The sequence below is a fragment of the Paenibacillus sp. FSL R10-2778 genome (assembly GCF_038593035.1).
Lineage (GTDB): Bacteria > Bacillota > Bacilli > Paenibacillales > Paenibacillaceae > Paenibacillus_AQ > Paenibacillus_AQ odorifer.
In genome coordinates, this window is the sequence record NZ_CP151956.1 from 4,820,471 (window position 1) to 4,832,242 (window position 11,772).

The following is an 11,772-nucleotide window of genomic DNA, read 5'->3' on the forward strand; positions in this document are numbered from 1 at the left end:
TTCATACTAAATCTGCTATAAGTGAGGATTGTTGTTATGCTATTTAATTCGTATCCCTTTATGTTTGGTTTTCTGCCTATCGTGCTGGCCGGATATTTTATTCTGAATCGTCTTCGTCTCACACTCTGTGCTAAGGTATGGCTTACCCTCGCCTCTTTAGTTTTTTACGGGTATTGGAACATAAAATATGTTCCTCTAATCTTGTTATCCATCTTTTTTAACTATGTTATGGGCCATTTCATTCATACCACAACAGCTAAGCGTCGCCGGCCGCTGCTAATCTTTAGCTTAAGCACAAATATTCTATTACTCGGCTATTACAAATACACGGATTTTTTTATAGAAAATTGGAATGAGGTAACCGCAAGCAACCTTTCTCTGCACCATCTTATATTGCCTTTAGGCATAAGTTTCTTTACCTTTACACAAATCGCCTACCTTGTTGATGTTTACCGGAACCAAGCGCGTGAGTACAATCTTTTGAATTACACGCTATTTGTGACTTTTTTCCCGCATCTGATCTCCGGTCCCATCCTTCATCACAAGGATATGATGCCCCAATTCGATAAACTGCGAAATAAGGTTTGGAATTGGAACAATATACGGAAGGGGACCCTCTTCTTCAGCATCGGATTAGGAAAAAAAGTCATCCTAGCGGATACCCTAGCTGGTTATGCTGATAACGGTTTTGCAGCTGCAACATATTTTGTAGATTCATGGGTGGCTATCCTTTCCTATACCTTACAAATCTACTATGATTTCAGCGGCTATACCGATATGGCGATTGGAATAGCACTGCTGTTTAACATCCATCTGCCGCAAAATTTCAATGAACCCTACCGAGCCATAAGCATCCGCGATTTCTGGAGACGCTGGCATATTACGCTCAGCCATTTTCTTAGAGATTATATCTACATTCCACTTGGCGGCAACCGGAAAGGCTTCTGGATTTCGATCCGAAATGTCATTATTACTTTTCTGATCGGTGGTTTCTGGCACGGTGCAGGTTGGCTATTCATCCTGTGGGGGCTCTTGCATGGAGTAGGACAAGCTGTAGAGAAATGTTGGGGACGCTGGGGCTTCTCCCTTCCCAAATGGTTATCATGGTTGCTGACTTTCATATTTGTGAACATCACATGGGTATTTTTCCGTGCAGAACATATATCGCAGGCATTTCGTTTGTTGAAAGGGATGAGTGGGCTTAACGGGGTATCTTTGCAATCTATTGAATCGCTTAAATGGGCAATCATCCTGATTCTCATCTTAATGACGATCATTCTCTGGAATCCCCTTCATCTGTTGAACAAACGTAATTTTCAGTATAGCTGGAAAACAGCATTTGTGATGGCATTTATCATTATGTTCTCGCTGTTATTCTTCAACCGAATTACAACCTTTTTATACTTTAACTTCTAGAACTGTAAGGAGGAATGATGATGCTTGCATCACGGCTTCAAAATAATAACAACCCACGTAAATCCCCCGGGATTCATACTAAATCGAAACGTTTCATAGGTTATTTCCTGCTTTGTTTCAGCTTGTTAGCGCTTCTAACGGCGCTGATTACTGCTTTTATCGACCCATTACAATTCTATCACCGTCCATCGTGGTATACCCCACTCTTGTCAGAAGAAGAACGTTATCAGAATCCAGGTTTAGCTAAAAATTACGACTACGACAATATTATCATCGGCACGTCTATGACAGAGAACTTTCTTCCCTCTCAAGTAGATGCCAGCTTAGGTGGGACAACCTTAAAGTTATCTATGGAAGGATCCACGGTCGATGAGCATTATAAAATTGCCAAACTCGCATTGGAGACAGGCAAAGTAAAACAAGTCCTCTGGGGTTTGGATTATTTCTCTTTGAAACTCGCCACAGCCGAAGATGAGGAAGATTTCCCTGACTATCTGTATGACGGTAAACTGTGGAGCGACTACAAATACTGGTTCAATTCATCTGTATATAAACAATTTTTAAGCAGCATCAAAAATAACCAGAGTGGTGAAGCTAAACAGGATTTGGAATATTTATACAACTGGAATAACAAAGTAGTGTTTGGCAAGCAATACGTTGCAGAATCTTACCTAATGGCTTGTGACAAGGAGCTGGATTACGGTACTAACGAGGAAAGCATTGAGCAAGTAAAGGGCTATTTTAATACGTATATCCGTCCTCTGCTGGAGGAATATCCCGATGTCCAGTTTTATTTCTACTACCCGCCCTACAGCGTTATGCGTCAGGTCGCTTGGTCTGCCAGTAATCCCGTTCGCTTTAACAATCAGCTTGTCATGCGGCAATGGATATTCGAGCAATTTGAACAGTTACCAAATGTGAAGCTATACGATTTCCAAGCCGAAGCGGATTGGACATTCAATCTAGACCTCTATAAGGATTTAAGCCATCATAATGGTGAGGTTAACACGTGGATAGCAGAAGCTATCGGACAGGACAATTCCAAATATCGGGTAACTTCCAGCAACATAAAGGCGCTTAATAGCTCGCTGGAATCACAGGCGGAAAGCGCCGTTATGGATAATAACGGAAAAGTTTATCGCAGCAGTGTACAAGTAAATGGATTACCACTAGCACTTAACATCCGTTTAGTGCAAGGAAATAAAGAATTATGTCTGCCCGCCAAAGATATCGGGACAGCCCTGGGTGCATCCATAACGTGGGATGCGGCCACTAAAACTGTATCGCTTACTTCCGCCGAGAACACCGTTACTATGACTGTGGGCAGTATCAAAGCACTCGTGAACGGGAAAGCTCTCACCATTGATGCTGCGCCGCTACTGGCAGGAGGAAAAGTTTTAGTCCCGCTAGCCTTTGTTGCGGAACAGCTCGGCTGGAATGTCTCAAGTGAAAAGGAAGGCGAATGGCTACGGTATAACCTAAGCACCTCAGATAACGCCGGTACACTTAAGAATCAGCCATAAAATTTTCAAAAAAAAGCATAAAAGCACCCGGCATTTATCATGCTGGGTGCTTTTGCATAAAAATCTTAAATCACACTAATCTCCGATCACTCTGTCTTACCTCTACGTCTAAATACTCGGTTCATAACAAATCCTATGGTTATCAACCCTATTCCCGACAGATACAGAGGCAAAGGACTGTTCTCACCTGTCTTCGGCAGCTGAGGAGCACCCGAAGTGCTATTGTTCACCGTACCTTTTGGTACTTCTTCATCGTCGATATCAACTTCTCCTAATGGAATTTCTTCTTCGGTAATCTCTTGCTCAGGAGTTCCCTCATCGGTTGATGTCACGGATCCTAGATCGGCCGCATTTCCAGGACCAGCAGGAACAGCTGGATCATTAATAATTACTTCGGGTACGGGCGAGCTTGTAGACGTGGGTACCACCGAACCTCCAGATGTGCTGCTTGTAGGGATTGGTGTAGGTGCAGCAGTCACTTCTGGTGATGGAGAAACCGTCGGTGCTGGCGTTGTTGATGGTGCAGGTGTTACGGTTGGTTCTGGTGTTGTTGTTGGAGCACCGGTTGGTTCTGGCGTTACCGTAGGCGTGGGCTCCACTGCTTTTTGATTCGTAATCACCAGTTGAACCGCTGACGAGGAACGAATCTCCACTGGATGCTCGGATGTATCGAGCACGTAACCATTTGGAGCTGCTGTCTCCACCAATACATAGCTACCCAGCCATATTTTATTAAATGTAGCTGTACCCTCTGCATCTGTAGTTAGACTGTTAATCAGTACACGTTCCGTGCCATTTAGTCGATACAATGCAAAAGTCGCATCACCAAGCGCCTTTAAGTTATCTTCAGCATCTAGCTTCTTAATATTGAGAGTGCCTCTTCCCCCGCTGCCTGTGCCAGAACCGCTGGAGACCCCGACAATAATTTCTTTAGAGGTTTCTTTACTTATTTCACTGCCGTTAAAACCACTGAAATGTACAGTATTTATTACTTTGTCTCCAGTGTTAGCCACAATCAGGGATTGATATTCGAGAATGTAAGCCCTGCTGATTTCATAGGCAAAGCTTAACTCAAAGGATTGTTTTCCATCGGCATCCGTTGTGATAACAACGCTATAATCAATACCCTGAATCAGTTCAGGACCGCTTTTCGTGATATCTCCGTTCACAGCTACAGCCGTAGGATACAGATGGAATGAATTCTGCAGCAAAATTTGATTAGCACTAGGAGTATCTTTGATTAATGCATCCTTTATTGTGGACTGCCCCCGGTTAATTTGCAGGCTCCAGTCAATTTTATCCCCGTTTTGTGTACCGTCCTTCAGCACATAATCCTCTCCAAAAGGAATTTTTACGGAGGCGGTCAAATCTTTGGAAACCACTTTTGCTCCATCATAGAGATTAGCTTTATTATCAACAGTAGTGCCTATTATTTGCCCTTCAAGACTTGTATTAAATTCAATGTAGAAAGCGGAGTTAATCTTATCTGTAAAAATAACTTTTAATTCATTATCGCTATTTACGCTATAGCTATATTTATTAGGATTCACTTCTGTACCCTTGGTAGGGTCACCATTCTTTGCAATATTCATAGTGTAAACTTTTAGTGAACCAGGAACCAAGGTCTGGCCTGATTTTAAAATATCAACAAGCGCCGGAGCTTCGAGGGTTTTGCCGTTATAATTGGCGCCTATCGTCCAAATAATTTTTTTAGTTGAAGCATCGTAGGCTCCCCCTTTAAATCCATTGCTTTTCGCCTCAGGTCTAGGAATGAATAACCCTTCTGCTTCTATCGTGCGTAAGGCTTCAGTACTGTCCATCCAGTCTAACCGAACTTTGTTATTGAAATTTTCAGTTTTAGCCCAAATCCATTCCTTGTTAAATTCTGTAGAATAGCTAATCGTATAAAGACCAGATACCGGTGAATTAAACACTACCTTGAAGCCTTTATTAGGCTCGACAGGTGAGTTGTACACTAGATCATAGTTATTTGGATTTAAAACATTCCCATTCAGATTTCTAATCACCAGTGATTCTGGAATAAACTTTAGACCGCCAAATGGGAAGGATTCGGTAACTGTAACATGGCTCATCGGGTAATTATCACTATTCAATGTGACCTTCCAACCCAATGTTTTATTCTGATAATCTACGGTTGATAAAGTCTTATAAAGAATGGAAGACCGGATTAATCGGGTAGCCTGATCACTATACGTACTATCAGATACTGTATTAGTTATGGTGGCATCCTCAAACACGCGTTTTATCGCTTTTGTCTTATATTCGATTCGATATGGTGAAGTAACATCGTGTGCAAATTGCAATACAAATCCAGACTTATGAACGTCTGACGTGGAAACAACCGTGTAGTCAACATCCTTTGTCAAAACCTTGCCTAACGTTGCACCACCGGAAGAATCCAGCTGCACAGCATATACTTTTAGCGAATCGGCTACCAGTTCTTGAGAATCATCGAACAAATCTGTTAACACAGCGTTTCCTTGCGGGATGTTCTTTTCATTGTAGTTATATTCAATTGCCCAGGAAATGATCTGCTTGCCCCCATCATAGCTTGTGGAATACTTTTTCAAGCTTCCTCCACGTTCTACATTTACTGTGGCAGTCGAGCTGGCAGGCTCTTGCCCATTTCCTGAAAAAGTTGCAGTATTGGTGAAGCTTAGCTGATGGTCATTAGTAATCCCTGTGGAATACACAATACGGTAAGCCTCTTTAATCACAGGCTCCGTAAAACGGACAATCAGTGTCCCTCCGGAGAGCTCTGCAGAGTATTTGCTTGTGTCGAGCAATGCTCCTTCCGTTACTGAACCATCCAATTGAATGCTCAGTTGATACACGCTCACTGTGACTGGAGTATTTAATGATAAGCCTGAAGGGATGGGGTCACTCACAATGGCATTCCCCACGGCTTCCAAAGACTTATTGACATCAACAGTCCATAATATTTGGTTCGCATTGAAACCTTCGGCAATACCTCTCTTCTCTATAGTCGATCCAACACTGGGTTTAAAATTTACTGTCACTGTCTGAATACCGCCGCTCACGGGAAATAAAATATTCTGTATAGTACTGCCCGAGATTTGCTGTTTATCGAATTTAGTATTTAACCGCAGCGTTCCCTGCACGTCATCATGCGTTTCTATGTAGTCATTAAAAGTCATTATCACTTCATGTGAAATTTGCCTGACTTCAAAGCTCCCTACATCTCCATCCTCAGAGACCAACGGTCCGTTAAAATCATTAAATAACTGGAACTGTTCTGGAAGCTGAAAAGTAAAAGTGTCACCTTGCTTGTAATTATGATTTTTAGGAAGAGACCAATTATAATCCAAGGTAACATTAGCATCTCGTTCGTATACGCTGTTCGTGACCGTGATTCCATCTGGCCCGTAAACAGCCATTGAAACACTGGTGATGATATTTCTTTCGTCATCAATCGCAGCCGCTTTTACTTGCGGAGCAAATCCGATGCCATAGGCATATTGGGCCACAAGCATCAAAATAATGACTATTACACTTATTTTTTTCTTAAACATGTTCCTGTTGCCTCCATTTTCTTGTTCTAATTGTTTTCCACCCCTGCATGTTCAAAAGCTTCATATGTAATTCCGCGCCCTACGCCCCATCTTATGTTAATATAATGAAAAGTCTTCCTTATGTGGTGGAGTTGACAGAACATATACATATATACCCATTTTATGGATATATAGAATCAAGATTATTAAAATTCTCAAACTTTATTTTTGATGGATGTTTTCACGTTCAAAGGAGGTTCGTCTATGCAGCTTTCATCTTTTTTTGATCGCCAGCACGCGGAGGATTTCATCATGTTCTCATCTTCGCATTGGGTTGCGCTGTCTATCATTACGTTAAGTTGTCTACTGCTCTATGGCTTACGGTTTGAAATTCGTACAGATTCAAGACTTCGGCAAAGCGTGCGTTTGCTGCTAATCATTCTACTTGTAGTCTCAGAAGCCGGGCTGCAAATGTGGTACATCTCTCAGAACATCTGGCGCTCCAGCTCCTCATTACCGTTCGAGCTCTGTGGAATCACTCTACAGCTGTCTATTATCATGTTAATTTCACGCAGTCGAACCCTTTATTCCTTTCTCTACTTTGCCGGGATCGGCGGAGCATTTATTGCGTTGCTCACCCCTAACCTAGTTTATCCGTTCCCTCATTTCCGCTTTCTCCTGTTTTTTATAGCTCACGGTTCTATTATTCTGGCGTCTCTTTACATGACCTGGATTGAGGGCTACAAGCCGACTTGGAGATCTTTACTCATCACCATGCTCGGCCTCAATATTGTGGCTGCCTGCATCTGGACTGCTAATTACTTCCTAGGCTCAAACTACATGTTCCTATCCCAGAAACCTAGTACCTATTCCGTATTGGATTATTTTGGACCTTATCCTTATTACCTGCTTGTTGAAGAGCTGTTTGCCTTCACTGTGTTTCTAGCTATGTATTTGATATTCTTCTGGCTGCCAGAGCGGCGCAATTCACGGCGTAGACAGGTTAGGCGGATTCTTTAACAACACAAAAAAGCCAGCCCCGATATTCGGAGACTGGCTTTTAACTATTAAATCTTAAGCTTCGATGATTTCTACCGAAGTCATTTTGTCGCGTCCTTTGAAAGCATCAACAAGATCCATGCCTTCTACTACTTTACCAAACACAGTGTGTACTCCATCCAAGTGTGGTTGTGGAGCGTAGCAGATGTAGAACTGGCTTCCGCCTGTGTTCTTACCTGCATGTGCCATTGCAAGTGTTCCGCGTTCATGTTTGTTTGGGTTAATTTCGCAGTTGATTGTGTAACCTGGGCCGCCAGAGCCAGTTCCGTTAGGACATCCGCCTTGAGCAACGAAACCAGGAATAACACGGTGGAATGTCAATCCGTTGTAGAAACCTTCTTTTGCCAGCTTTTCAAAGTTGGCTACAGTGTTAGGTGCATCTTGATCGAACAAGTCCAGCAGCACTACGCCGCCATTTTCTAGAGTGATTTTCGCTTGCTTTGCCATATGTAAATGACCCCTTTCAAAATTAACAAATTTAGAATACCTCAATTATATTACTATGAAACCACGCACAAAGCAAAGCAAGCAGGAGACTTTCCTGCTTGCTCTATATGCTGCTCAACTTTACCCACCTTACAGCAGCAGGCTATTACTTAGCAACAACTGTCTGTTTAGCGATACGCTCTGGTACAATATCGTTGGCAATAAGATCCGTATAGCTTTCACGACGCACTACAAGATCGCTTTGTCCGTTCTGTACGAATACTAAAGCCGGACGGCGAAGACGGTTATAGTTGCTGGCCATGGAGTAATTATACGCACCTGTGCAGGCTACAGCCAACAAATCGCCGCTTTCAGCCTTCGGCAGCTCTACATCCCAGATCAACATATCTCCGCTCTCGCAGCATTTACCAGCGATGGAGACAGTCTCAGTTGCGTCTTCGTTAGCACGGTTAGCAAGCAATGCCTCGTATTTAGACTGATACAAAGCAGGGCGTGGATTGTCGGTCATTCCACCATCAACAGCAACGTACTTACGCACGCCAGGAATGTCCTTGTTGGATCCTACAGTGTACAATGTAGTACCTGCATCTCCAACAATACTACGGCCCGGCTCCACCCAAATTTCCGGCAAAGCACTATAAATTCCAGCAAAATGAGTCTTCACTGCATCCGTAATCGCTGCAACATATTCAGAAACATGTAAGGGGGTATCTCCCTCGACATAACGAATGCCGAAACCTCCGCCAAGATTGACTACACGGAAGTCCACTTCCAAGCCTTCTTTAACACTGCGGGCAAAAGTTGCCACACGCTCAACAGCTAGCTGGAAACCATCGGTTTCAAAGATCTGCGAACCAATATGGGAATGCACACCAAGCAGCGTGATATTCTTTTTGCTGACAGCTGCTTTCACTGCTTCATAGGCCGATCCGTTACCGATATCAAAGCCGAATTTGGAATCCGTCTGGCCCGTTGCGGTATATTCATGAGTATGCGCTTCTACACCTGGTGTCACCCGCAATAAGATGTTCACATTAACTTCTTTACGTGCGGCAATGGACTGCAAAAGGTTAAGCTCTACCAGATTATCGACTACAAAGCAGCCGATTTTGGCATCAATCGCCATTTCGATCTCTTCAGATGTCTTATTGTTGCCATGAAAATGAATACGTTCTGCCGGGAAGCCAGCTTGCAAAGCTGTATATAGTTCGCCGTCAGATACAACATCCAGTGACAAACCTTCTTCATCAGCCAAACGAACCATTGCCATTACTGAAAACGCCTTGCTTGCGTAAGCTACTTGGAAACCAAGGCCGGAGGCTTTAAAAGCATCCATATATTCCCGGCAACGTTGTCTAACCAATTGCTCGTCCAATATATATAGCGGGGTTCCATATTCCGCTTTCAATTCAGTTACATCACATCCGCCGATCTCCAAATGCCCAGCATCGTTAATGCGGCTAGTACCGTGTAGAAACATTCTTTAGTCCTCCAATTTCTGTGGAATATCAAGGTTCCACCCTGTCTTAGTGTATTCAGTATAACAGACAGTGGGAACTCCATTGAATGGACTAATTTGCAGTAGTTTTGTATTTTCCTACGATTGTTATTCATTCTCTTGAGATGGCGGCATTCTGGTATTGTCTCTGGTTTTGTTAAAAGACGGTCTTTCCTTCGAACTTAAGACCGGTTTACGCAATAGAATTTCACTCATTGCCTTTGCATTAAAAGGTATAAACGGCCACATATATGAGGAGTTATAGGACCGATGAGTGGTTAAGAAGATAGTCAGTAACGTCGTGCCAATCATAAAGCCTGGTACCTGGAACGCCGCTACGGCAATTAATAACACAAGCCTGACTATACGATTCGCCAGACCCAGCTCATAACTCGGAGTCGCAAACATACCGATTGAGGCTACCGCCATATACAGTACTACTTCGTTTACAAACAGACCGCTCTGCACCGCTATATCACCAATCAATATGGCTGCAATCAGACCCATCGCTGAGCCTAAAGGTGTTGGGGTATGCACGGCGGCCATCCGCAGTAAATCAACCCCAAGCTCTACAATCAGAAACTGAGCGAGAATAGGAATTCTCGCTGTCTTTTGCGGCCCGATAAAATCCAGCATAGCAGGCTTTAACTCAGGATGGATAACAAGCAGCATCCATAATGGGAGCAGGAACATGGAAGCGAAGATGCCGATGAAACGGACCCACCGCAGATATGTCCCCATAAAAGGAGTCTGGCGATTCTCCTCCGCATGCTGGCAAAGATCAAAAAAGGTAGTCGGAAGAACAATTACAATGGGCGAGGTATCCACGAATAATATGACCCGTCCCTCTAATAAATTGGAGGCTACAACGTCAGGGCGTTCAGAATAACGCACCATAGGATAAGGGTTCCACCCTCCGCCGATAATCGCTTCCTCCAATTGCTTATCCGCCAGTGGAATACCATCGATATCGATGCTGTTGATTTTATCGATGACAGACGTAACTTGTGTTTTATCAACGATATCATCAATGTAAGCCACACAGACATCTGTCCGTGTCCGCCGTCCCACTTGAAACATTTCAAGCTTCAGCCCCGGATCACGTATCCGTCTTCTTACAAGTGAAATATTACTAAGCAGGGTTTCTGTAAAACCATCGCGCGCACCACGCACCACCCGATCAATCGAGGGTTCATCAGGACTTCGCATGGGGTAAGATCGAGTATCCATTAGGATAACTTTGTTCTCACCCTCAATAAATAGTGCGCTCATTCCTTTTAATACTTTATCGAAACATTCGCTTAATACACTACCCTCTTCAACTTGAATATGAGGGATGTATTCGTTCATAAAGCTACCTAATACACCTGCGGACAAATTTTCTGAAGAAAGGTAGGTTAGTCGTTTCAGAATTTCATCCGTTACATCTTCGTTGGTGAATCCGCTTAAGCAGAGTAAAGCTGTCTTATGTCCCCCAAAGGACATTTCTCTAAACGTCACATCAAAACTTGTTCCCAGCCCCATCACTTCGGTCAGCGTGTTTTTTGTTTCTTGTAGAGAACCTGGGATATGATCATTGCCTTGCCAATAAATAACGGATTCCTTTAATGAGTTAGAATGCTCACTATCGCGTTTGTTTTGTAGCTTATCTTTACTTTTGTTCTGAGACTGCTGCTGCGCCTGCTTCTTTGAAGGCTTCGGTTGAGCTTGAGACTCCTCCCCAGTACCAGCATCGTTACCTGTTCCTCCTGCTGCCTGAGCATTCTGATCCTGTGCCTCATCATCTGATTCTGAATCCTCTGAATCCATACCAAATAACCTGGCAAAAAAACCTTTACTCGGCTCACTTGGCTCCTGATTGCCGAGCTCATCCGATGCTTCTGCATCCTGCTGCTCTGTTCCCTGCTCCGCAGTCGCTTGTGCATCCTGTTGCTCAGTTCCCTGCTCCGCAGTCACTTCCCCATCCTGCTGCCCTGTTCCCTGCTCCGCAGTCGCTTCTGCATCCTGCTGCTCTGTTCCCTGCTTCGCAGTCGCATCCACATCTTGCTGCCCTGTTCCCTGCTCCGCAGTCACTTCTGCATCCTGTTGCTCTGTTCCCTGCTTCGCAGTCGCATCCACATCTTGCTGCCCTGTTCCCTGCTCCGCAGTGGCATCCGCATTCTGCTGCTCTGTTCCCTGCTCCGAAGTGGCATCCACATCTTGCTGCTCAGTACCTAATTCAGCTGATGCCTCTGCATCCTGCTGGTCCTGGCTAGTTTCAGATGTTGTAGAATTTTCCGCTGAATCTTCACTTTCA

The 11,772-nt window shown here is 43.8% G+C and carries 7 protein-coding genes; 3 read left to right on the plus strand and 4 right to left on the minus strand.

Annotation, left to right across the window (positions count from 1 at the left end; translation table 11 throughout):
• Positions 1-36: 36 nt before the first annotated feature.
• Together NST40_RS21840 and NST40_RS21845 are read left to right on the plus strand one after the other, a co-directional pair.
• On the plus strand, positions 37-1,416 hold the full coding sequence (locus NST40_RS21840) for an MBOAT family O-acyltransferase (RefSeq protein WP_339244240.1): 1,380 nt from the start codon (positions 37-39) through the stop codon (positions 1,414-1,416).
• Between the two features lie 14 nt (positions 1,417-1,430).
• Positions 1,431-2,939, plus strand: a complete 1,509-nt coding sequence (locus NST40_RS21845) for a stalk domain-containing protein (protein ID WP_081387479.1) — start codon at positions 1,431-1,433, stop codon at positions 2,937-2,939.
• A gap of 86 nt (positions 2,940-3,025) precedes the next feature.
• Here the strand turns inward: NST40_RS21845 and NST40_RS21850 are convergent, their stop codons facing one another.
• The gene (locus NST40_RS21850) at positions 3,026-6,493 is read right to left on the minus strand and encodes a collagen binding domain-containing protein (protein WP_342409990.1); all 3,468 of its coding nucleotides are present in this window, start codon (positions 6,491-6,493) and stop codon (positions 3,026-3,028) included.
• Between the two features lie 243 nt (positions 6,494-6,736).
• Here NST40_RS21850 and NST40_RS21855 point away from each other — a divergent pair, with 243 nt between their 5' ends.
• Positions 6,737-7,492: a TIGR02206 family membrane protein gene (locus NST40_RS21855; RefSeq protein WP_342409991.1), complete on the plus strand. Its 756-nt coding sequence runs from the start codon at positions 6,737-6,739 to the stop codon at positions 7,490-7,492.
• A 54-nt stretch (positions 7,493-7,546) separates the two neighbouring features.
• Here NST40_RS21855 and NST40_RS21860 read toward each other — a convergent pair whose 3' ends face one another.
• The 3 genes from NST40_RS21860 to NST40_RS21870 form a co-directional block, all read right to left on the minus strand.
• Complete coding sequence (locus tag NST40_RS21860) at positions 7,547-7,978, minus strand: peptidylprolyl isomerase (protein WP_036676135.1); 432 nt, start codon at positions 7,976-7,978, stop codon at positions 7,547-7,549.
• A 145-nt stretch (positions 7,979-8,123) separates the two neighbouring features.
• Complete coding sequence (lysA, locus tag NST40_RS21865; RefSeq protein WP_036676133.1) at positions 8,124-9,458, minus strand: diaminopimelate decarboxylase; 1,335 nt, start codon at positions 9,456-9,458, stop codon at positions 8,124-8,126.
• A gap of 126 nt (positions 9,459-9,584) precedes the next feature.
• A complete protein-coding gene (locus NST40_RS21870; protein WP_076127621.1) occupies positions 9,585-11,285 on the minus strand; it encodes a spore germination protein in 1,701 nt (566 codons plus the stop codon).
• Positions 11,286-11,772 lie beyond the last annotated feature (487 nt).

Coding starts and splice junctions, on each gene's coding strand:
- NST40_RS21850 (WP_342409990.1), bottom strand. CDS start 6,493: ATGTTTAAGAAAAAAATAAGTGTAATAGTCATTATTTTGATGCTTGTG.
- NST40_RS21840 (WP_339244240.1), top strand. CDS start 37: ATGCTATTTAATTCGTATCCCTTTATGTTTGGTTTTCTGCCTATCGTG.
- NST40_RS21870 (WP_076127621.1), bottom strand. CDS start 11,285: ATGGATTCAGAGGATTCAGAATCAGATGATGAGGCACAGGATCAGAAT.
- NST40_RS21855 (WP_342409991.1), top strand. CDS start 6,737: ATGCAGCTTTCATCTTTTTTTGATCGCCAGCACGCGGAGGATTTCATC.
- NST40_RS21845 (WP_081387479.1), top strand. CDS start 1,431: ATGATGATGCTTGCATCACGGCTTCAAAATAATAACAACCCACGTAAA.
- NST40_RS21860 (WP_036676135.1), bottom strand. CDS start 7,978: ATGGCAAAGCAAGCGAAAATCACTCTAGAAAATGGCGGCGTAGTGCTG.
- lysA (WP_036676133.1), bottom strand. CDS start 9,458: ATGTTTCTACACGGTACTAGCCGCATTAACGATGCTGGGCATTTGGAG.